Here is a 21,105-nt window from a genome sequence, read left to right as displayed (position 1 = left end):
TAACACAAAAACGCTTGGCTACCAGATGGGGGTCAGCCGTGAGAATTCAAGCCTTCTCGTCGATCGAAGGCGGAGTCTGCGCAGGCGCCTTGCTGACCACCACCATCGCGGGGCGCAGCAGACGACCGTTGAGCAGGTAACCCTTCTGGAACACCTTGAGCACGCTGCCCGGCTCGGCGTGGGTGCTTTCCTCCATCGCCATGGCCTGATGATGCTCGGGATTGAAGGGCTCACCCTGGGGATCGAGCTGTGCCAGTTGATGGCGCGCCAACGTATCGAGCAGAAGCTTGAGCGTCAGTTCGAGTCCTTCGCGCACAGCCTTGACGGCTTCATCGTCAGGGCTAGACAACTCAAGGCCACGCTCCAGGCTATCAGCCACCGCCAGCAGGTCACCGGCGAACTTTTCCAGGGCGAACTTGTGCGCCTTCTCGACATCCTGCTCGGCACGGCGACGGATGTTCTGCAGCTCGGCAGCAACCCTCAAGGACTGATCCTGCGCAGCGGCCAGCTGTTCTTCCAGAGAGGCTACGCGCCCAGCCAGATCCTCACTCGCCTCGGCGTGCAGGTCTTCATTTTCTTCAAGGGTCTGGTTGTCCAGGTTCTGCTCGTCGGCCATGCGGTCCTCCTCATCAAGTCTTCAGCGGACTGTCAGGTCCGCGCTTGTGCGGCTATATGGGGGCGCGAAATCGTGGTTCAAGGGGAGGACAGCAGCTGCAAGCTGCAAGCTGCAAGCTGCAAGCTGCAAGCTGCAAGCCAGCGTAGGGTGGATGTCGCTTTTACATTCACCGAGGTTCCGCTCGTCGGGTCGATGAAGCGTGACCCGACCTACAGCTGCAGCGAATCAGTGTGCGGGCCGGCGCTCAAAGCCCGTCAAGCTTTCCTCTTCCAGCCTCAGGCTTCCGGCTTCAGGCCGCTTTTACTTGAAGCTTGCGGCTTGCAGCTTGCCGCCGCTTTTTTACCACTTGTAGCCGCCCGAAAAACTACTGTATAAATAGCCAGCCACAGCTTTCGGAGCCCTGACATGCTGGTTCATCTGTCCGTTCACAATTTCGCCATCGTCGAACACCTCGATCTCGAACTGCAGCGCGGCATGAGCGTGATCAGCGGCGAAACCGGCGCCGGCAAATCAATCATGCTCGACGCCCTCGGGCTCGCCCTGGGGGATCGCGCCGACAGCAGCGCGGTGCGCATCGGCGCGGACAAGGCCGATATTCTCGCCAGCTTCGACCTGGACGACATTCCCGATGCCCGCGCCTGGCTCGCCGAGCGCGACCTGGACAACGACGGGCCGTGCATTCTGCGCCGCGTCATTACGGCCGAGGGTCGCTCACGCGGCTACATCAACGGCACGCCCTGTCCCCAGGGCGATCTCAAGGCGCTGGGTGAGCTGCTGATCGATATCCACAACCAGCACGAACACCAGTCCCTGCTCAAGACCGATACCCATCGGCGCCTGCTCGACGAGTACAGCGGCAGTCAGGAGCTGGCACGCCAGGTGCAGCTGGCCGCGCAACGCTGGCGCCAGACCCGACAGACACTGGAGCGACTGAGCAACAGCAGCGACGAACAGCGCGCACGTCACCAGTTGCTCAGCTACCAGCTGGAAGAACTGGAGAATCTGGCACTCGGCGAGAACGAACAGGAACAACTGGAGCACGAACACCGTAACCTGGCCAACGCCGAACAGCTGCTCGGCGCCTGCCGCCAGGTCATGGACATGTGCAGCGAGAGCGATGCCGGCAACGTACTGTCGGCACTGACCGGCAGCCTGCAGCGGCTTTCCGCTTTCCAGAATCAGCCCGGCGCACTGGCCGAAGCGGTGAACCTGCTGGCCAGCGCACAGATTCAGGTCGAGGAGGCCATGGGCGAGTTGAATCGCTTCGTCGATCACTTCGATGCCGACCCCGAGCGCCAGCAAACGCTGGAAGAACGACTGGACGCCATCTACACCCTGGCCCGCAAACACCGCATACAGCCTGCCGAACTGCCGCTGCTGCAGCAGCGCCTGCTTGAGGAGCTTGAAAGCCTCAACGCCGATGACGAGGCCCTTGCACGCCTGGGCGAAGAATTGGCCGCCTACGGTCGCCACTATGAGGAAAAAGCGTCCGAACTGAGCAGGACTCGCCGAAATGCAGCCGAGACACTCGCCGCCTCGGTCGAAAGCGAAATCCAGCGCCTGGGCATGCCGGGCGGCAGATTCAGCGTGCAACTCAAGCCCGCCGCCGAAGGCGACTACATGCCCTTCGGCCTGGAACAGGTGGAGTTTCTGGTCAGCGCCAACCCCGGCCAGCCACTGCGCCCTCTGGCGAAGGTCGCCTCCGGCGGCGAGCTGTCGCGCATCAGCCTCGCGATTCAGGTGATTACCGCACAGACCTCGCGCGTACCGACCCTGGTATTCGACGAAGTCGACGTGGGCATCGGTGGCCCGACCGCCGAAGTGGTTGGCCAGCTACTGCGGCGCATTGGCGAACAGGGGCAGGTATTGACCGTCACCCACCTGCCCCAGGTGGCCGCACAGGGGCATAATCACCTGTTCGTGCACAAGGCACGCGGGCAGGATGAAACCCATACGGCGGTCGCGACTCTGCAGGAGGACGAACGCATCGAAGAGATCGCACGAATGCTCGGCGGTGTCGACCTGACCGAACAGGCGCTGGCGCATGCGCGTCAGATGATCGATTCAGCCCAGGCATGACCGAGCGCGCACCAGAAAGGCGACCCGCAGGTCGCCTTTCTGATATTCCCGTGACTATTCGGGCTTCTTGCGTACGTAGAGCACCAGATTGTGGTCTACCAGCTCGTAGCCATGGCGTGTGACGATCTCTTTCTGCAACATTTCGATCTCATGGTCGAAAAACTCGATGACCTCGCCACTATCGACGCAGACCATATGATCGTGGTGACCGCCGTCGGCGAGTTCGAATACCGCATGACCGCCATCGAAGTTGTGGCGGACAACCAGCCCTGCCGCCTCGAATTGCGTGAGCACACGATAGACAGTGGCCAGGCCGACATCTTCGCCCGCCTCCATCAGCGCCTTGTAGACATCCTCGGCGCTCATATGGCGCTGATCGGCGGTATCCAGCATCTGCAGGATCTTGACCCGTGGCAGGGTCACCTTGAGGCCAGCTTTGCGTAGTTCGCTATTTTCAACCATGGTTGGCTTTCTCACTGCTGCTGTTTCGCAGCCTCCTTCAATACGGGTATGATCCGGGCTTTGCCCAGCCAAGATAGTGGAAGTCATCTACCGATGCAAAACACCAAGCTCATGCTGTCCAGCCTCACGCTTGTGGGCCTGTTCGCACTCGCCGGTTGTTCATTCCCCGGGGTTTACAAGGTGGACATTCAACAGGGCAATGTCGTTACACAGGACATGATAGACCAGTTGCGCCCTGGAATGACCCGGTCTCAAGTGCGGTTTATCATGGGCAACCCCCTGATTACCGACACCTTCCATGCCAGCCGCTGGGATTACCTGTACAGCATCCAGCCGGGCGGCAGCCAGCGCCAGCAGGAGCGCGTGAGCCTGGTCTTCAACGCCAATGACCAGCTGGCAGGTCTTGCCGGCGACTTCAAACCCGGCGTCAGTCGCGATGAGGCGATCCTCGGTACCGGCCAGCCTGCAGGGCAGATCCCGCAGCGCACCGAAGCGCAAGACGAGGCCATCGAGCCCGGCTCCCTGCTCGAACAGATCCAGCGCGAAGTCGATGCCGCAGAGCCAGTGCCTGTGCCGTCGCCGACACCTATCGATACAAACTGATTTCAGTAAAACGTCGGATTACCGCCTGCGGAACGCCGGATCACGCCTTCGGCCAATCCGACCTACGCCTCGCCAGCCTCGGCCTTGCTCTTCGCAGCCTTGGCAGCGCGTTGCTTGCGCACTTCCTTGGGGTCGGCAATCAGCGGGCGGTAGATCTCGACCCGCTCGCCCTCTTCCAGCACGCGCTCATCCGGCTTGGGCACTGCCCTGCCGAAAATCCCCAGCGGGGCAGTTGCCAGATCCAGTCCCGGAAAGAAGCCATCCATTCCCGAAAGCAACACCGCCTGACGCACGCTCGTTCCGGCAGGCACGGTCAGGCTCAATAGTTTCTGCTTGTCAGCCAGCGCGTAGACGACCTCGATCGCAATGACGGCCTTATCCATAGAGCTGCTTCGCGCGGTCACAAAAGGCATCGACCAGGGTGTTGGCCGCCTGGTTGAACAGCGGTCCGAGGGTGGCCTTGACCAGCGGCCCGGCGTAATCGAAGGTCAGGTCCAGGCTGATCTTGCAGGCCTTTTCTCCCAGCGCCTTGAACTCCCAGATGCCGTGCAGATGACTGAAGGGGCCTTCTTCCAGCTTCATCTCGATACGCTTGCCCGGCTGCAGCTCATTGCGCGTCAGAAAGCGTTGGCTCAGCCCAGCCTTCGCCACGGTCATGCTGGCCTGCATCTGCGTCTCGCTGGTGGACAGTACTTCGGTCGCGGAACACCAGGGCAGGAACTGGGGGTAGCTGGCCACGTCGTTGACCATCTCGAACAGCGCGTGCGCCGGGTACGGCAGCAAGGCCGAGCGTTGAATATGTGTCGTCATGCAGACCTTCTACTTCAGTCGACAGCCAAAGACCGCCACAACCCACAGACGCCACTGGCGTCGATGGCAGGAATCGGAGCACCCGTACAGCTATCCGCACACAGCTCAACCGGCACGAGTGAATCAAAAGATGGCACATTGTCGGGGATAAGACCGCCCCTCTCAAGTTTCATGCCGTCGCAGTCCGCAGGTTCTCGCCAGCCGCAACCGGACTCCCTATAATGCGCGGCTATGGCCAAACAGAAGAAACAGTCCCCAGGGACAATCGCGCTGAACAAGAAAGCGCTACACGACTACTTCATCGAACAGAAATTCGAGGCGGGCCTCGTTCTGGCCGGCTGGGAAGTCAAAAGCCTGCGCGCCGGCAAGGCCCAACTTGTCGACAGCTACGTGCTGCTGAAAGATGGCGAGGCCTGGCTGATGGGTTGCCATATCACCCCTCTGAGCACCGCCAGCACACACGTCATCGCCGATCCGACACGCACTCGCAAGCTGCTGCTCAACAAGCGTGAGCTGGGCAAGCTGTTCGGTGCCGTCCAGCAGAAGGGCTACGCCTGTGTTGCCCTTTCGCTGTACTGGAAAAAGCACATGATCAAGTGCGAGATCGCGCTGGCCAAGGGCAAAAAGGAATTCGACAAGCGTCACACCGAGAAGGAACGCGACTCGGCACGCGAGATCCAGCGTGTCATGCGCACAAAGGGCAAGGAAGACTAAGCTTCAGGCAACAGCCCCCTCTTCCTTAAACAGCACTTTCTCGCAAGCCTTTCGCCTTGCCATCTTTACTGCCTTGCCGCCGTTGCGCCCTGGCCAGGCGCTGTGCTTCCTGCTGGCCCTCGGCGAGAACCTCCTGCACGTAATTGATATGGCGGTGAATCACGTCGCGTGCGTCTGTCGCCCGCCGCTCGATGATCGCGTCGTAGAGTTCCTGATGCTGTTTCATCAGCATATTGCGCGTCTCGTCACGTAGCGCATACATGCCACCGATATTGGTCACGACATTGCGCTTGAGCAGGTCGAACAGGCCCCGGATCGTATGCAGCAACACCGTGTTGTGGCTGGCCTCAGCGATGGCCAGATGAAAGCGTGCATCAGCGGCCCCCTCCTCCGCTCGACTGACGTTACCTTCGCGCGAATAACAGTCCTGCAGTGCCGCAAAGGCCTCGCCAAGGCGCCGCTGATCGAGTTCGGTGGCACGCAGCGCCGCGTAGTAGGCACAACTGCCTTCCAGTGTATGCCGGAATTCCAGCAGGTCACGCTGGGCGTCCGGGTTGTTTTCCAGCAGGTGCAACAGCGGATCACTGAAGGTCGAGCCCAGGGACTCGACTACAAAATTCCCACCGCCATGGCGGCTGATCAGCAAGCCCTTTGCTGCAAGCTTCTGAATGGCCTCGCGCAGTGACGGGCGGGACACCCCGAACTGCTCAGCCAACACTCGCTCTGCCGGAAGCCGCTCCCCCGCCTTGAGCGTTCCCTCAAGAATCATGGTTTCAAGCTGTTCCACAATTCTGTCGGCCAGCCTCCGCTGACGAACCATTCCGACTTCCATGACACCTCTCGACTGGTTTGACCACTAACAGGTCCAGCGTAACCACGCGACACCCTTGCCGCAAGACAAGCCTTTGCGACGAAAGTATATAGCTAGCTAATTGACGTAGTTGCCGGAGAGCTCTTACGCTGGCCAAACTCTGTTGAGAATTGGTATTACCAATTGACAAAACCAGAGCGCCAACAAAAAGAGGACTATTAATGCGGTCTCCAGACATCTGCTACGCAACGGTCCATTCGGGCCCCCACCCGCACTTCATGACTACGGGAGCCTGAACATGTCCAATGGACTGCTTGCCCTATTCGCTTTCGCTCCCATCCTGCTGGCGGCCATTCTACTGATTGGCCTGCGCTGGCCCGCCAGCCGCTCCATGCCGCTGGTATTCCTGTTTACTGCCGCAATCGGTCTTTTCGTCTGGGACATGAGCGTAACCCGGATCATCGCTTCCAGCCTGCAAGGTCTGGTCATCACCCTCGGTCTGCTGTGGATCATCTTCGGCGCCATTCTGCTTCTCAACACCCTCAAGCACTCGGGCGGTATCACCGCCATTCGTGCCGGTTTCACCACCATCAGCCCTGACCGCCGTATCCAGGCCATCATCATCGCCTGGCTGTTCGGCTGCTTTATCGAAGGCGCTTCGGGCTTCGGTACGCCCGCCGCCATCGCAGCACCGCTGTTGGTCGCCGTAGGCTTCCCCGCCATGGCCGCCGTACTGCTGGGAATGCTGGTGCAAAGCACGCCAGTGTCTTTCGGTGCAGTCGGCACGCCTATAGTGGTCGGCATCAACAGTGGTCTGGACACAGCCACCATCGGCGCTCAACTGGTTGCCCAAGGCTCCAGCTGGGATATTTTCCTGCAGCAGATCACCAGCAGCGTGGCGATCACTCACGCCACCATCGGCACCGTGATGCCGCTGATCATGGTGGTGATGCTGACGCGCTTCTTCGGCAAGGAAAAAAGCTGGAAGGCTGGCTTCGAAGTCCTGCCGTTCGCGATCTTCGCCGGCCTGGCCTTCACCCTGCCCTACGTTGCCACGGGCATTTTCCTCGGCCCGGAATTCCCCTCGCTGCTGGGCGGTCTGGTGGGTCTGGCCATCGTCACCACAGCGGCTCGCTTCAACTTCCTGACGCCGAAGAATACCTGGGACTTCGCCGATGCCCGCGAATGGCCTGCCGAGTGGGTCGGCACCATCGAGATGAAGCTCGACGAACTTGCGGCACGCCCGATGAGCGCCTTCCGCGCCTGGCTGCCCTACGTGCTGGTGGGCGCGATTCTGGTGATCAGCCGGGTTTTCCCAGAGGTTTCCGCTGCGCTGAAATCAGTCTCCATCGCCTTCAGCAACATCCTCGGTGAGACAGGCATCAGCGCAAGCATCGAGCCATTGTTCCTGCCTGGTGGCATCCTCGTTGCCGTGGTGCTGATCACCTTCTTCCTGCATGGCATGCGCGCCTCGGAACTCAAGGCCGCCGTGAAAGAATCCAGTGGTGTTCTGCTCAGCGCCGGCTTCGTGCTGCTGTTCACCGTGCCGATGGTGCGCATCCTGATCAACTCGGGCGTCAACGGCGCTGAGCTGGCCAGCATGCCAATCCTCATGGCGCGCTACGTCGCGGACAGCGTGGGCGGCATTTATCCACTGCTGGCTCCAGCCGTAGGTGCCCTGGGAGCCTTCCTGGCTGGCTCCAATACCGTCAGCAATATGATGTTCAGCCAGTTCCAGTTCGGCGTTGCGCAGTCACTGGGCATCTCCGGTGCAATGGTGGTTGCCACCCAGGCCGTCGGTGCCGCTGCGGGCAACATGGTCGCCATTCACAACGTGGTTGCCGCTTCCGCCACGGTCGGGCTGCTCGGCCGCGAGGGTCTCACACTACGCAAGACCGTATGGCCTACGCTGTACTATGTGCTTTTCACGGGCATCATTGGCCTGATTGCCATCTATGTATTGGGCGTCACCGACCCTCTGGTCGGCGTGTAAAAAAGCAATGGTTGCCTTGCCCTGCCGGGCAAGGCTGCATTCCAGAAACCGCGTATAGCGGATAACCGGGCCCACCCGGAGACCAAGCCGATGAGCGAACTCTTCTACGACGCCGCGCCCAACGCTACCCGCGTTGCGCCACCGCTGCCGAAACCACGCCTGTACCCCGCCAAGCCGAGCCAGGTCTACCTGTTCGGCACCTGCGTGGTGGACCTGTTCTATCCCGAGGCCGGTCTGGATGCCATACAGCTGCTGGAACGCGAAGGCCTGACCGTGCATTTCCCGCAAGGGCAGACCTGCTGCGGCCAGCCGGCCTACACCACCGGTTACACCGACGAAGCGCGCAAGGTGGCCCGTGCACAACTGGCGCTGTTCGCCAACGACTGGCCGGTGGTGGTGCCCTCGGGTTCCTGCGCCGGCATGCTGCGCCACCATTATCTGGAACTGTTCAAGGACGAGCCGGAAAGCCTGAAGAAGGCCCAGGCGCTGGCCGAGCGCACCTTCGAGCTGGCCGAGTTCCTGCTTTATGTCTGCAAGGCCGAGCTCCGCGACCAGGGCACTCAGGTCAAGGTCGCCCTGCATACCTCCTGTTCCGCGCGGCGCGAGATGAATACGCACCTGCACGTGCGCGAACTGCTGGCTCAGTTGGGCAATGTCGAGCGCGTCGAGCACGACCACGAGAGCGAATGCTGCGGCTTCGGCGGCACCTTCTCGGTGCGCATGCCGGACATCTCCGGCGCCATGGTGCTGGACAAGACCCGCGCGCTGAAGGAATCCGGCGCCCACCAGGTAGTCAGCGCCGACTGCGGCTGCCTGATGAACATCAACGGTTCGCTGGAAAAACAGCGCGAAGCACTTCGCGGCCAGCATCTGGCGTCCTTCCTCTGGCAACGCACGGGAGGTGCCCGATGAACGCTCCGCAACGGATTCCCGCAATCGAGCTGGACTTCAAGGGCCGCGCCCACAACGCCTTGGGCGACGATCAGCTGCGGCGCAACTTCCGCACGGCGATGGATTCGCTGATGACCAAGCGCGCCGCCTCCTTCAGCGATGCCGACGAACGCGAGCGCCTGCGTGAGATGGGCAACCATATCCGCGCTCGCGCCCTGTCCAAGCTGCCGGAACTGCTGGAACGCCTGGAAGCCAACCTGACCCGCAACGGCGTCAAGGTGCACTGGGCCGAAACGGTGGAAGAAGCCAACCAGATCGTGCTGCAGATCGCCCAGGTGCGTCAGGCGAAGCAGGTGATCAAGGGCAAATCCATGGTCAGCGAAGAAATGGAGATGAACCATTTCCTCGAAGGCCACGGCATCGAGAGCCTGGAATCGGACATGGGCGAGTACATCGTCCAGCTCGATAACGAAAAGCCCTCGCACATCATCATGCCGGCCATCCACAAGAACGCCGGCCAGGTCGCCTCCCTGTTCACCGACAAGCTCGGCGTGGAATACACCAAGGATGTCGACCAGCTCATCCAGATCGGTCGCCGCACTCTGCGGCAGAAGTTCTTCGAGGCCGATATCGGCGTCTCCGGCGTTAACTTCGCGGTGGCCGAGACCGGCACCCTGCTGCTGGTGGAGAACGAGGGCAACGGGCGCATGTCGACCACGGTGCCGCCGGTGCATATCGCCGTGACCGGCATCGAGAAGGTGGTGGAGAACCTGCGCGACGTGGTGCCGCTGCTCTCCTTGCTGACGCGCTCGGCGCTGGGCCAGCCGATCACCACCTACGTCAACATGATCTCCGGCCCGCGCAAGGCGCATGAGCTGGACGGCCCGCAGGAAGTGCACCTGATCCTGCTGGACAACGGTCGCAGCCAGGCCTTCGCCGACAGCGAGCTGCGCCAGACGCTCAACTGCATCCGCTGCGGCGCCTGCATGAACCATTGCCCGGTGTACACCCGCGTCGGCGGCCACACCTACGGCGAGGTCTACCCCGGCCCGATCGGCAAGATCATCACCCCGCACATGGTCGGCCTGCACAAAGTGCCGGATCACCCCAGCGCCTCATCGCTGTGCGGCGCTTGTGGCGAAGTCTGCCCGGTGAAGATCCCGATCCCGTCGCTCTTGCGCCGCCTGCGCGAGGAAAACGTCAAGGCGCCGGACGATCCGCACAGGGTCATGCGCGGCCAGGGCAGCAAGTATTCGAAGAAGGAACGGATGATCTGGAGCGGCTGGCGCCTGCTCAACACCAGCCCTGCGCTGTACCGGGCCTTCAGCTTCTTCGCCACCCGTCTGCGCAGCCTGACGCCATCGAACGTCGGCCCCTGGACGCAGAACCACAGCGCACCGAAACCGGCTGCCCGCTCGCTGCACGAGTTGGCGAAAGACCACCTGGAGGGCAAGCGATGAGCGCCAAGGCCAATATCCTCGCCAAGCTGAAGAAGAGCCTGGAAGGCACCACCCCGGTGATCGATGACTACGACGAGTCGCTGGTGACCCAGCCCTGGAGCTATCCTCTGGAGCAGCGTCTCGCCCGTCTACGCCAGCTGATGGAAGCGGTGCACACCGAGATCCACCTGACCAGCGACGCCGCCTGGCCCGCCCTGCTGGAGCAGCTCCTGCACGACCGCCAGCTGCCCAGCCTGCTGATCGCCCCGACCACGCCTTACGGCCAGCGTTTCGCCGAGCATTGCGCCGGTCGCGAAGGGTTACCGACGCTCAAGGCCTACGACCGCCCCGTCGAGGAATGGAAGGACGAACTGTTCAACGACACGCCGGCCAGCCTCACCGGCACCCTCGGCGCCATCGCCTCCACCGGCAGCCTGATCATGTGGCCGACCCGCGAAGAGCCGCGCCTGATGAGCCTGGTGCCGCCGGTGCATTTTGCCATCCTCAAGGCCAGCGAAATCCACGACAACTTCTACGAGATCCAGCAGAAGTTCCAGTGGGCCGCCGGCATGCCGACCAACGCGTTGCTGGTATCCGGCCCCTCGAAGACCGCCGACATCGAGCAGGTGCTGGCCTACGGTGCCCACGGACCGAAGGATCTGATCGTGATGATCCTGGAGGACGCATGAACGCCGCCATATCGCTCGAACGCGCGCCGTTGCCGGCAGCTTTCCTCGCGGCGATCGAACGGCTGATCCCAGCCGAGCGCCGCTTCGACGACCCGCTCTCGACCCTGGCCTTCGGCACCGACGCCAGCTTCTACCGGCTGATCCCCAAGCTGGTGGTGCGCGTCGAGTCCGAGACCGAAGTGGTCCAGCTGCTCAAGCTGGCCCACGCCGAAAACGTACCGGTAACCTTCCGCGCCGCCGGCACCAGCCTGTCCGGCCAGGCGATTTCCGACTCGGTGCTGATCGTGCTCGGCGACAACTGGAACGGCCGCGAGATTCGCCACGGCGGCGCGCAGATCCGCCTGCAGCCGGGCGTGATCGGCGCCAATGCCAACGCCGTGCTGGCGCCGCTGGGGCGCAAGATCGGCCCCGACCCGGCCTCGATCAACGCGGCGAAGATCGGCGGCATCGTCGCCAACAACTCCAGCGGCATGTGCTGCGGCACCGCGCAGAACAGCTACAAGACCCTCGCCGGCCTGCGCATCGTGCTGGCCGACGGCACCCTGGTCGACAGCGAGGATGCCGCCAGCGTCAGCGCCTTCCGCCAGAGCCACGCCGCGCTGCTCGACGAGCTGGCCGAACTGAGCCGGCAGACCCGCGCCAACAGCGAGCTGGCGGCGAGGATTCGCCACAAGTACCGGCTGAAGAACACCACCGGCTTCTCGCTCAACGCCCTGGTCGACTACGACGAGCCGCTGGACATCCTCAACCACCTGATGGTCGGTTCGGAAGGTACGTTGGGCTTTATCAGCGCGGTGACCTACGACACCGTGCCCGATCACCCGCACAAGGCCAGCGCGCTGATCGTCTTCCCCGGCGTGGAAAGCTGCTGCCTGGCCGTGCCGGTGCTCAAGCAGCAGCCGGTCTCGGCGGTGGAACTGCTGGACCGGCGCAGCATGCGCTCGGTGGAGAACATGCAAGGCCTGCCGGAGTGGGTCAAGGCGCTCTCCGCCAATGCCTGCGCGCTGCTGATCGAGTCCCGCGCGGCGACCCAGTCGCTGCTGCACGAGCAGATCAACCTGATCATGGCGTCCATCGCCCACTTCCCGGTGGAGAAGCAGGTCGACTTCAGCGAAGACCCGGTCGTCTACAACCAGCTCTGGCGCATCCGCAAGGACACCTTCCCCGCCGTCGGCGCCGTGCGCCAGACCGGCACCACGGTGATCATCGAGGACGTCACCTTTCCCATCGAACGCCTGGCCGAGGGCGTCAACCGCCTGATCCAGCTGTTCGAGACGCACGCCTACAGCGAGGCGATCCTGTTCGGCCACGCGCTGGAAGGCAACCTGCACTTCGTCTTCACTCAGGGCTTCGACGACCCGGCCCAGGTCGCCCGTTACGAAGCCTTCATGCACGACGTCACCCAGCTGGTGGCCGTGGAGTTCGGTGGCGCCCTGAAGGCCGAGCACGGCACCGGGCGCAACATGGCGCCCTTCGTCGAGCTGGAATGGGGCAGCGAAGCCTACGCGCTGATGTGGAAGATCAAGCGCCTGCTCGACCCCACCGGCATCCTCAACCCGGACGTGGTGCTCTCCGAAGACCCGCAGATCCACCTGAAGAATCTCAAGCCGATGCCCGCCGCCGACGAGATCGTCGACAAGTGCATCGAGTGCGGCTTCTGCGAGCCGGTCTGCCCCTCCAACGGCCTGACCCTGACGCCGCGCCAGCGCATCGTCATCTGGCGCGACATCCAGGCCAGAAAACGCGCCGGCGTCGATACCACCGAGATCGAGCGGCTCTATCACTATCACGGCGTGGAAACCTGCGCGGCCACCGGCCTCTGCGCCCAGCGCTGCCCGGTGGGCATCAACACCGGCGACCTGGTGCGCAAACTGCGCGGCAAGGAAGCCAACAAGACCGGCACCGCCAACTGGCTGGCCGACCACTTCGCCACCGCCGTGCAGGGCACGCGCTTCATGCTGCACGTGGCCAATGGCGCGCACCTGATCATGGGCAGCAAGGCCCTCGGCAAGACCTCGGCGGCGTTCTCCAGGCTCAGCAAGGGCCGTGTGCCGCAGTGGACACCGGCCATGCCGCAGCCGCTGCAACGCCTGCACCTACCCAAGCCGGCAGCGCAGGACGAGCGTCCGCGCGTGGTCTACCTGGCCGCCTGCGTCTCTCGCGCCATGGGGCCGGCGGCGCGCGACCAGGAGCAGCAGCCGCTGCTCGATACCACCCGTTCGCTGCTGGAAAAAGCCGGCTACCAGGTGATCTTCCCGGACAACCTCAACGATCTCTGCTGCGGCCAGCCCTTCGCCTCCAAAGGCTACGCCGAACAGGCCGAGCGCAAGCGCCAGGAAGCCCTCGATACTTTGCTCAAGGCCAGCCGTGGCGGGCTCGACCCGATTTACTGCGATACCAGCCCCTGTACCCTGCGCATGGTCCAAGGCCTGACTGACCAGCGTCTGGACTTCTACGACCCGGTGCGCTTCATCCGCACCCATCTGCTGGACAAGCTGGTCTTCATCCCACAGGAGGCGCCCATCGCCGTGCACGTCACCTGCAGTACCCAGCACCTGGGCGAGGCGCAGGCGCTGATCGACATCGCCCGGCGTTGCGCGAAGGAGGTGGTGATTCCCGAAGGCATCCACTGCTGCGGTTTCGCCGGCGACAAGGGCTTCACCACGCCGGAGCTGAACGCCCACGCCCTGCGCAGCCTGAAGGACGCGGTGCAGGTCTGCGAGGAAGGCATCTCCACCAGCCGCACCTGCGAGATCGGTCTGTCGCAGCATGGTGGCATCGACTATCACGGCCTGGTCTATCTGGTCGACCGGGTGACTCGCAGCAAGGTCACCGCACCCGCCTGAACACCCGAGGGACAAGGACGTCCATCATAAAAATGAAACGCTTGAGCACAGCCGCAGTCCGAAATTCAGAGCCCAGCAGTCCGAGGGCTCCACTTCGCCTCGGCGCTGCCACCATAGACTGACTCAGGCAGGCCCGCCGGGAAGACAACCCTGGAGGACGCTCATGAAACGATTCGCCCTATACGCCGCAGCCGCCCTGCTCGCCAGCCCCGCCGCTTTCGCTGCCGACAAGGACCTCTGCGAAATCAACATGCAGGAAATCGACGACAACATGGCTACCACCATGACCACACTCGGCGAGCCCGCCAAGAGTCAGGTCGAGGAACTTCTCGAACAGGCCCGGCAGGCGCAACAGGCAGGCGACACCGAAGCCTGCATCGCCCACTCGACCAAGGCATTGCAAGAGCTCAAGGGTCCGGGCAGCTCCGGCAGTGGCGGCAGCAGCGGAAGTGGATCGGGCTCAGGCAACTGATCCATCCAATACGGGCAGGCCACCCTGCCCGTTTCACAGCCAGCCCTTGAAATCCGACAGGGCGGACTTATCTATGATTCGACGCAGCCTCCGCTTTGGCGTAGACTGCACAGCACATGAAGCTGAAAACCGCTTCATGGGGCCGATTAGGATTCGACGCCGGTAACGAAACTCTAGGTGCATGCCGAGTTGGTAACAGAACTCGTAAATCCACTGTTGCAAACTTATAGTTGCCAACGACGACAACTACGAAGGGTACGCGCTAGCCGCCTAACCTTCATCTGGTCGCTTCGGCGCCAGCGGTCATGAGGGGATGCCTGTAAACCCAAAATGACTGTCAGACAGAACAGGATCGCCGCCAAGTTCGCTGTAGACGTAACGGTTAAAACTCATACAGCTCGCTCCAAGCACCCTGCCAATCGGGCGGCGCGGAGTTAACTCAGTAGATCTGGCTAAGCATGTAGTACCGACAGCGGAGAACTGGCGGACGGGGGTTCAAATCCCCCCGGCTCCACCATTTCAACACTGAAACCCGTCTAGAATGCGGGTTTCAGACCAGATTTGATGGCATTGGATTACTCACAGTCCGTCTGTGAATCCAAAAGGTATGCCATCATGTCCAAGCGTCAAAGCAAAACAGGTGTCCCTCACCTGGTCTATCAAGCCAACACTGGCTTTCAGTACTACCTCACATTCCCGAAGCACTTCGCGGCCAACCCGAAACTGCCTGCGCAAATCCGGTGGTCGCTCAGCCACGACGAAGCACTTGCCCGCGACCTTGCGAGGTATCTGAACACGGCTTTCGAGCAGTTCCTTGCCAAGGCGACCGAGCACTACGTTGAGCTCTTTTCTGACCGCCTGCTGGCTGACCTCCAAAGGTTTCACTTGGCGGTAGCCGAGGCACTCAAATTCGCCGACCGAGTTTGGAAAGTCCGCCCGTCGCCAATGAAGCTCGCGAACCAAGACCTTTCGGTCGCCCACGCTCGCATGATGAAAGAGAGTGCCGAGCGTGTAGTGCTCTATAGCCACGAGCCAGGGGGCGAAATTTTCTTCGCACTCACACCAACACCCGCACTGGTAAAAGCGCTTGGGGTCGGGTTCGTACGCTTTGACTGGCCGCTCGGAACCAGCAACCAGAACGTGGCGAGCGACGCTGCCCGGTACATTTACGCCGCCCTTGATGTACTCGAGAACGTTCCACCCTCTCCAGGGCGCTATTCGAAAGAATCTCCTGCATTTGCAGCGATGACGCTTTATGAATACTTGTGCCATGCCCGCCCAGACCAGGGTCGGAATCTCATGCACATTCCCCCAGCACTACCGCAATCTCGACAAGCTTTGCATTTTCATCTTCAGCAAGCCAACGCGATGCATCTGAAGCTCCGCATCATTGATCGAGCGCTCTTGGTGCAGGAGGAATCGGGGCTTTATGTGATGCTTATCGAACTTGATCCGCTGTGCATGAAAGCGCATCTGAGAGAAAAGAAAAGCTTTCGGATTGAGCTGCTCACTAGCTCGATCATCATTGCGGTCCTCATGCTGACGTATACGCTGCAGAAGGTTGATAAGGTGCTGTTGCGTTACTTTCAGGAAGACGATCACGAAGATCCTTACGCCCAGGCGATGCAGGAGATCGGTGACCTCGTTCGGCGGATGTTGGGCTCTGCTGCAACCACCGAGCCTATGCAGACGATTCCGGAGCTGAACTCGCCGACAGATGCTGTGGCACCGCCGCAGGATCCTGGCACGCTCGCGTTGCTGAATGCGCTCGGGAGCGTTCTGCCCGACTCGCAGAAAGCCAGGCTTGAAACCCTCTTTACGCAACCGTCGGTCAACGAACGCATTGTCTCGCCGACGAGCAGTCCAAACGCAGGGTTGAGCCTCGCAGCTTTAGTAAAGGAATACGAAGAACGGCAAATTCGTGAAGGAGCCTGGGCTAACCCCCGGACTCGCATTACCGCAAAGGCCCGCCTGGAAGGCCTGTGCGAGCTGCTTGGCGGGCACCGGCAAGTCGAGACGCTGACTCGCGCTGAATTCAACACGCTACGCGATCATCTGCGTAGCTATCCGAAGAACCGGCATCGCCTCCGTGCCATGCGTAACCAGCCGCTAAGTAAGATCATTAGCGACGGTAAATTCGAGCCAATCAACCCTCGCACTGCGAAGAAGTTTTTCGAATTGGCGAGGGCGCTTGTCACCTACGCCCATGATCAAGGTTACATCACCGAAAACATCGCGGCCGGATTGGCGTTCAGCACGAAAGGTGCCGAGGCGCCTAGGAAGCGCACATATAGCCCAAGCCAAATCGAGAAGCTGCTTCACGGCCCGGCCTACACGTTAACCAAGCCGCCGCGCTGGCGTCTGGATGACTACAAGTTTTGGCTTCCGCTGCTCGGTCTCTATACCGGCGCACGGCTTAGCGAACTCTGCCAGCTGCGGCTGGAAGACATTCGGCAGGAGCTCGGCGTTTGGATCATCAGCATCAATCGGACAGGGTCGAAGCAACTCAAAACGTTCGACTCTGAACGGCTAGTGCCCATTCACAAGCAGCTGATCGAGACAGGCTTCCTCGACTATCACCAGGCTCGCCTGGACATAGTTAAGCAGGATATGAAAGCTCCTCTTTTCGAAAATATCCGTGTCTACGGTGATCTTTCTCCTGGGCACGTTGCGAGTCGTTGGTACCTGGGCTCAAGCCAGAGCAGTCATGGCTACTTGGGGCTCTGCGGCCTCGGAGAGGAGGGCCTGACGTATCACGGCCTACGGCATACTTTTATCAACCAATTCCGCCGACAGAACCTCGACCTCGCGAAAGCTAAAGCACTCGTGGGTCACGCTGATAAAAGTACAACTGGCGGCTATGGCGACTGCTATCCGGCAGGCGTCCTCAAGGACGAGCTCGACAAAATCGATTTCGGCATTGGCTTGGATCATATCCATTACCGGCACTATCAGAAGCTACAAAAAGCACAAGGTGACTTCAAAGTTGGGCGGCCGGTTGGCACGCCATTCCCGAACGTGCGAGCTCCTAAGCGCCACTGGAAATCGTACGCATAAGGCCTAGCCAAACAGAGGCGGGAGCCTTGCTCCCGCCCTTTTTACACATCCCTTAATTATTGACAAAGTGTCAATAAAAGCTATCGAAGCTAAGCTTCCAATAGATTACCTTGACTGTTCATTTATACAGTAATAATCTGAAGCCTCACCCACTGTGAGGTATATATGAATGTAACGTCCCCTGTCTCCATTCCTTTTTATAAGGGCCTGAGTCTGATCGTAGAGCCTGGCCATGAAGAGCACTTGCGAATCGCCTTGGCGAACATCTCCGCGGTGACGGACGCGATAAACCGCTTCCACTCTTCACCGTTACTTACCGAGTTCATGGACACTACGCTGTCCCGCTTCCTGCGAGAAAACACTTACGCAGGAAAGTCCGAGCATATGCTGCGGGCTCGAATGGAAAAGCTGAAGGTCGTCCTGACCCGAGATAACCCTACACGCCGAGTCGCTGAGCTTGATCGAGCTGATGTGCAGCGTCTAAAGGATCAGTTGCCATTGTTACTGAAGCAGAACTCGGCTTCGGGAAGTAAAGGCGCAAACCTGATGACCTATTACCAGCTGTTCAATCGCATGCTGGACGAGGCGCTGGAGAGCAAGCTGATTACCGATGCGATCAAGGTTGCTACTTGCAGTACAAAAAAGGCCGAGGTCACAAAGCCATTTCTAGATAGCAACCTGATTCAGATGCTCTCCGGCTGGCCTTACCAAAAGTACCTCGCGGGCACACTGCCCAAGGTCTACCAGGATGCCAAGCCGTATCGGTTCTGGTTGCTTCCTCTCGGGCTCTACACCGGCGCGCGGCTCAATGAACTCTGCCAGCTTCGTGTGCATGATGTCATCCAGGATGTCCACGGCGTAGACCTTATCGACATTAACGATAACGGCTACAACAAGTCGCTGAAAACGGGGACATCGGCACGGCAGATTCCGATCTGCACGAAGCTTGTGGAGATGGGTTTTATAAATTTCGTAGAGGAACGACGTCAGACCGATGGCAACGATGCATTGCTTTTCGGCGAGCTGAGCTTTGACCCGAAGCACTTATACTCCCGCGATCCGAGTCGTTTTTTCTGCGGGCCGTGTACGGGAACGGGATACATCGGTCAGCATTGTCCGCCGGCCGTTAATGGCGGGCTCAATTTTAAAAGTCTCCGTCGTTCGTTTGCCGTCCGGCTGGAACGGTCAGGCATATCTCCGTCCACGATCGCCTATCTGCTTGGCCATGAAGGCAGCGCTCCGGAGGTCACAGCAGACCACTACTTGGAAAAGCCGCTGAGTTTGAGACTGCTGGAGCAGATGGAGCGCGGCCTGACTTACAACATCCAGACCGACGAGATTCGCTGGGAACATTTTAAAATGCTGCTCCATAGCCAGGCGGGACGCGGAAAGCGCGGGAGGAAAAGTAAGCTGCAGCTTCACTAACGCATAGAGCGCGAACGATCATCGCTTGGAGATGGTTATGAGACAGGATGAATAAAAGGCCGCAGCTAATCTGCGGCCTTTTTGGTTCTGAACACAACAGGAAAGAAACCGTATATTTACGCGACTGCGGGTATCACTTGCGGCGACCGTTGGAACACCCAATCGCTGAGCGCTCTTCCACCGAAGAATTTGCACCCGCTGCGACGCGAATTCCGTGACAGTCGGCTGCTGCCACACAAATAGCACTTGAAGCATGGCCCCTTTGGCATCAGACCGGACACCGCGTCATACCTCTCTGCGACAGACACGCGGCATGGTCACCCGCCGCATCATCGACACTCACTAGCTGCCGCAAGCCCTACGAGTGACAAGGCGAGACTGCAGCACTCGAGTCATGTGACATGGCGGTCGTAAGACAAGTGTGCCGCGGTGATCGGGCTTATGATTGAGGCCGGGGCGGCAGCGCCCGCGAATGCCACAGCTCACGTCTGTGCACAATCGCCATTTCGGCCAGGCAACGCCTGGCGGCTATGATTTGACAACAAAATTGCGGGGGCATACTTGAAGCAGCGAAGCGTTCCTTCAAGTATGCCCCCGCGCCCCATACTTGAAACCTTCAAGTATGGGGCAGTTGAGCATTTTGGGCGTTTGCAGGTAAGCGAAACGAATGTGGAGCGAGACCGAGCAATAAGACCAAAATGATCAACTGCCTTCGCGAAGCGGCTGCCATTGTTGTCAAAAAAGGCAGCTTTCTTCATTTGCCGCAGGTAAATGGCTAGCTCTAATTTCGATGCTATGCATGGCTACCTCTGGCAAAGCGGAAGAAGCCTGCTCACGTCCGCTTCCTCTGCGGGATGCGCGACGTTTCTATGCAACGGCCGCCGCTTGGTCACCTCCCATTCTGCGAACCCACCACTTCATATGTCAGGAAAGTACACACCTCTCTGACTGACAAACACTCCGCAGCGCCATCCCTGTACCAGCCTCTCGATGACTGGATTACTCGCGAAATCGGTCGGTCCTTAGTTTTCTCCCTCCGTGCCCAAGCGGTAGAGGTAACGCCCACAGGTCGCAAAGTCTTCATGCTTCAATACCACAGGAACTCCGGTGTACGCCGCAAGCCTGCGCTCGGCCAGTTCGGCGAGCTGCAATGTCCGGGATTAGTTGACCACTACACTTCTCACCGCTAGGAACAAAAAAGTAGAAGCAAGCAGCACAGCACTGCCTGGTAGAACCGGCCTGCTCCGCTCTGGATTGCATAGCATTGCTTGCACTAACCGATCTTAGGTCGCCGCATCTTGAACAAGGTTTCTGGCCCTAGCTGGAAGTAATCCGCCGAGCCGCCGCCGCGCAGGATGGGCTCGGCCGCCACGGTGTCATAAATGCCATCCTTTAACAAAGATTGCTCAATGTGTACGCCAATTACCTCGCCAAGGACCAGCCAGCTTTGCACTAATACGTTATCTGCTCGCTGCAGCTGTACGATTTGGCAAACCCGACATTCGAAAGAAACAGGGCTTTCCAGCACCCGGGGCGCTGAAATCAGTCGGGAGGACGTTGGTGTGAGCCCGCTTAGAACGAACTCGTCAACATCGGGCGCCACGGCTACGCAGCTCTGATTCATGGCCTCCGCCAGCGGACGGGTCGCCAAATTCCAAGCGAACTCGCCAGTTTCTTCGATGTTCGCGAGGCTGTCCTTACGTCCAATGCTTGAAAAGCCAATAATCGGCGGGACGTAATTGAATGCATTGAAAAAGCTATAGGGGGCCAGGTTAAGCCGCCCTTCGTCATCTTTCGATGAGATCCATCCTATGGGCCGCGGCCCCACAATAGCACTGAACGGATCATGACGCAGACCATGGCCCCGGGCAGGCTCGTAGTAGTACATTTCATCCTGCATTTAGCCTCCAGTTCCGGTTTCGCCAGGCTCGCCTGCCCTCGCAACTAGGGATTTCGAGCAAATCGTCAACTAAACAATCCGTCGGCGTATCCCCCCGACAGCCGGTTTGCTGGTGTTGCTATTCTCCCACCACGGCGCGCAGGGACACGCCTAGTGGGTAAGGGGCAGGCAAACCGAACCGCTACAGTACAAGCCATCGAGGCTTCTGTTACAGACGATGCAACTAGGCAGCACATTTCCGTCGCGGTAGCCATGCCTAGTCTGTTCAATCGCTAGCAGACTCATCAGTAGCGCGCGA

17 protein-coding genes and 1 other RNA gene are annotated in these 21,105 nt (G+C 60.3%); 12 read left to right on the top strand and 6 right to left on the bottom strand.

The window, feature by feature from the left end; genetic code table 11:
* Positions 1 to 46: 46 nt before the first annotated feature.
* Entirely contained in the window at positions 47 to 616 is a 570-nt protein-coding gene (gene grpE, locus ACYCFC_RS01125) for a nucleotide exchange factor GrpE (RefSeq protein WP_459652886.1), read from the bottom strand.
* Positions 617 to 1,021: 405 nt separating this feature from the next.
* Between grpE and recN the strand changes: the two genes are divergently transcribed.
* The gene (gene recN, locus ACYCFC_RS01120) at positions 1,022 to 2,695 is read left to right on the top strand and encodes a DNA repair protein RecN (RefSeq protein WP_459652885.1); all 1,674 of its coding nucleotides are present in this window, start codon (positions 1,022 to 1,024) and stop codon (positions 2,693 to 2,695) included.
* 54 nt (positions 2,696 to 2,749) lie between these two features.
* Here the strand turns inward: recN and fur are convergent, their stop codons facing one another.
* The gene (gene fur, locus ACYCFC_RS01115) at positions 2,750 to 3,157 is read right to left on the bottom strand and encodes a ferric iron uptake transcriptional regulator (RefSeq protein WP_181086257.1); all 408 of its coding nucleotides are present in this window, start codon (positions 3,155 to 3,157) and stop codon (positions 2,750 to 2,752) included.
* Positions 3,158 to 3,250: 93 nt separating this feature from the next.
* Here fur and ACYCFC_RS01110 point away from each other — a divergent pair, with 93 nt between their 5' ends.
* A complete protein-coding gene (locus ACYCFC_RS01110) occupies positions 3,251 to 3,760 on the top strand; it encodes an outer membrane protein assembly factor BamE (RefSeq protein WP_459652884.1) in 510 nt (169 codons plus the stop codon).
* 62 nt (positions 3,761 to 3,822) lie between these two features.
* Here the strand turns inward: ACYCFC_RS01110 and ACYCFC_RS01105 are convergent, their stop codons facing one another.
* Together ACYCFC_RS01105 and ACYCFC_RS01100 are read right to left on the bottom strand one after the other, a co-directional pair.
* Positions 3,823 to 4,143 (bottom strand): RnfH family protein, encoded by a 321-nt coding sequence (locus tag ACYCFC_RS01105; RefSeq protein ID WP_181086259.1) that lies wholly within the window; start codon positions 4,141 to 4,143, stop codon positions 3,823 to 3,825.
* Positions 4,136 to 4,570 carry a type II toxin-antitoxin system RatA family toxin gene (locus tag ACYCFC_RS01100; protein WP_181086260.1) on the bottom strand — a complete coding sequence of 145 codons (435 nt, stop codon included), beginning with the start codon at positions 4,568 to 4,570 and terminating at the stop codon, positions 4,136 to 4,138. The genes ACYCFC_RS01105 and ACYCFC_RS01100 overlap by 8 nt, the downstream gene beginning before the upstream one ends.
* A 231-nt stretch (positions 4,571 to 4,801) precedes the next feature.
* Between ACYCFC_RS01100 and smpB the strand changes: the two genes are divergently transcribed.
* Entirely contained in the window at positions 4,802 to 5,284 is a 483-nt protein-coding gene (gene smpB / locus ACYCFC_RS01095) for an SsrA-binding protein SmpB (protein WP_181086261.1), read from the top strand.
* A 25-nt stretch (positions 5,285 to 5,309) separates the two neighbouring features.
* Here the strand turns inward: smpB and ACYCFC_RS01090 are convergent, their stop codons facing one another.
* The gene (locus ACYCFC_RS01090) at positions 5,310 to 6,116 is read right to left on the bottom strand and encodes a GntR family transcriptional regulator (protein ID WP_181086262.1); all 807 of its coding nucleotides are present in this window, start codon (positions 6,114 to 6,116) and stop codon (positions 5,310 to 5,312) included.
* A 277-nt stretch (positions 6,117 to 6,393) separates the two neighbouring features.
* Here ACYCFC_RS01090 and ACYCFC_RS01085 point away from each other — a divergent pair, with 277 nt between their 5' ends.
* From ACYCFC_RS01085 to ACYCFC_RS01045, 9 genes are all read left to right on the top strand, one after another.
* The gene (locus tag ACYCFC_RS01085; RefSeq protein WP_181086263.1) at positions 6,394 to 8,088 is read left to right on the top strand and encodes an L-lactate permease; all 1,695 of its coding nucleotides are present in this window, start codon (positions 6,394 to 6,396) and stop codon (positions 8,086 to 8,088) included.
* A 90-nt stretch (positions 8,089 to 8,178) separates the two neighbouring features.
* Positions 8,179 to 9,000 carry a (Fe-S)-binding protein gene (locus tag ACYCFC_RS01080; protein ID WP_459652883.1) on the top strand — a complete coding sequence of 274 codons (822 nt, stop codon included), beginning with the start codon at positions 8,179 to 8,181 and terminating at the stop codon, positions 8,998 to 9,000.
* On the top strand, positions 8,997 to 10,439 hold the full coding sequence (locus tag ACYCFC_RS01075) for a LutB/LldF family L-lactate oxidation iron-sulfur protein (protein WP_459652882.1): 1,443 nt from the start codon (positions 8,997 to 8,999) through the stop codon (positions 10,437 to 10,439). Before ACYCFC_RS01080 ends, ACYCFC_RS01075 begins: the two co-directional genes overlap by 4 nt.
* Complete coding sequence (locus tag ACYCFC_RS01070; RefSeq protein ID WP_459652881.1) at positions 10,436 to 11,107, top strand: LutC/YkgG family protein; 672 nt, start codon at positions 10,436 to 10,438, stop codon at positions 11,105 to 11,107. The genes ACYCFC_RS01075 and ACYCFC_RS01070 overlap by 4 nt, the downstream gene beginning before the upstream one ends.
* On the top strand, positions 11,104 to 13,953 hold the full coding sequence (locus ACYCFC_RS01065) for an FAD-binding and (Fe-S)-binding domain-containing protein (protein ID WP_459652880.1): 2,850 nt from the start codon (positions 11,104 to 11,106) through the stop codon (positions 13,951 to 13,953). Before ACYCFC_RS01070 ends, ACYCFC_RS01065 begins: the two co-directional genes overlap by 4 nt.
* Positions 13,954 to 14,116: 163 nt before the next feature.
* Positions 14,117 to 14,425, top strand: coding sequence for a hypothetical protein (locus ACYCFC_RS01060; protein WP_181086279.1), 309 nt, complete (start codon positions 14,117 to 14,119; stop codon positions 14,423 to 14,425).
* 138 nt (positions 14,426 to 14,563) lie between these two features.
* Positions 14,564 to 14,942: a transfer-messenger RNA gene (gene ssrA, locus ACYCFC_RS01055) on the top strand.
* A 98-nt stretch (positions 14,943 to 15,040) separates the two neighbouring features.
* Positions 15,041 to 17,482: a site-specific integrase gene (locus tag ACYCFC_RS01050; protein ID WP_256050238.1), complete on the top strand. Its 2,442-nt coding sequence runs from the start codon at positions 15,041 to 15,043 to the stop codon at positions 17,480 to 17,482.
* A gap of 165 nt (positions 17,483 to 17,647) precedes the next feature.
* Complete coding sequence (locus ACYCFC_RS01045; protein WP_256050239.1) at positions 17,648 to 18,907, top strand: site-specific integrase; 1,260 nt, start codon at positions 17,648 to 17,650, stop codon at positions 18,905 to 18,907.
* 1,273 nt (positions 18,908 to 20,180) lie between these two features.
* On the opposite strand, the gene ACYCFC_RS01040 is transcribed toward ACYCFC_RS01045, so the two are convergent.
* On the bottom strand, positions 20,181 to 20,807 hold the full coding sequence (locus tag ACYCFC_RS01040) for a flavin reductase family protein (RefSeq protein ID WP_256050240.1): 627 nt from the start codon (positions 20,805 to 20,807) through the stop codon (positions 20,181 to 20,183).
* Positions 20,808 to 21,105 lie beyond the last annotated feature (298 nt).

It is taken from the genome of Stutzerimonas sp. NM35, from assembly GCF_054604355.1.
The sequence above is the reverse complement of the archived record's forward strand: the minus strand, read 5'-3'. Positions and strand labels throughout refer to the sequence as shown.

Coding starts and splice junctions, on each gene's coding strand:
- ACYCFC_RS01070 (WP_459652881.1), top strand. CDS start 10,436: ATGAGCGCCAAGGCCAATATCCTCGCCAAGCTGAAGAAGAGCCTGGAA.
- ACYCFC_RS01060 (WP_181086279.1), top strand. CDS start 14,117: ATGAAACGATTCGCCCTATACGCCGCAGCCGCCCTGCTCGCCAGCCCC.
- ACYCFC_RS01105 (WP_181086259.1), bottom strand. CDS start 4,143: ATGGATAAGGCCGTCATTGCGATCGAGGTCGTCTACGCGCTGGCTGAC.
- ACYCFC_RS01080 (WP_459652883.1), top strand. CDS start 8,179: ATGAGCGAACTCTTCTACGACGCCGCGCCCAACGCTACCCGCGTTGCG.
- ACYCFC_RS01045 (WP_256050239.1), top strand. CDS start 17,648: ATGAATGTAACGTCCCCTGTCTCCATTCCTTTTTATAAGGGCCTGAGT.
- fur (WP_181086257.1), bottom strand. CDS start 3,157: ATGGTTGAAAATAGCGAACTACGCAAAGCTGGCCTCAAGGTGACCCTG.
- ACYCFC_RS01050 (WP_256050238.1), top strand. CDS start 15,041: ATGTCCAAGCGTCAAAGCAAAACAGGTGTCCCTCACCTGGTCTATCAA.
- ACYCFC_RS01065 (WP_459652880.1), top strand. CDS start 11,104: ATGAACGCCGCCATATCGCTCGAACGCGCGCCGTTGCCGGCAGCTTTC.
- ACYCFC_RS01040 (WP_256050240.1), bottom strand. CDS start 20,807: ATGCAGGATGAAATGTACTACTACGAGCCTGCCCGGGGCCATGGTCTG.
- ACYCFC_RS01085 (WP_181086263.1), top strand. CDS start 6,394: ATGTCCAATGGACTGCTTGCCCTATTCGCTTTCGCTCCCATCCTGCTG.
- smpB (WP_181086261.1), top strand. CDS start 4,802: ATGGCCAAACAGAAGAAACAGTCCCCAGGGACAATCGCGCTGAACAAG.
- ACYCFC_RS01075 (WP_459652882.1), top strand. CDS start 8,997: ATGAACGCTCCGCAACGGATTCCCGCAATCGAGCTGGACTTCAAGGGC.
- ACYCFC_RS01090 (WP_181086262.1), bottom strand. CDS start 6,116: ATGGAAGTCGGAATGGTTCGTCAGCGGAGGCTGGCCGACAGAATTGTG.
- grpE (WP_459652886.1), bottom strand. CDS start 616: ATGGCCGACGAGCAGAACCTGGACAACCAGACCCTTGAAGAAAATGAA.
- recN (WP_459652885.1), top strand. CDS start 1,022: ATGCTGGTTCATCTGTCCGTTCACAATTTCGCCATCGTCGAACACCTC.
- ACYCFC_RS01110 (WP_459652884.1), top strand. CDS start 3,251: ATGCAAAACACCAAGCTCATGCTGTCCAGCCTCACGCTTGTGGGCCTG.
- ACYCFC_RS01100 (WP_181086260.1), bottom strand. CDS start 4,570: ATGACGACACATATTCAACGCTCGGCCTTGCTGCCGTACCCGGCGCAC.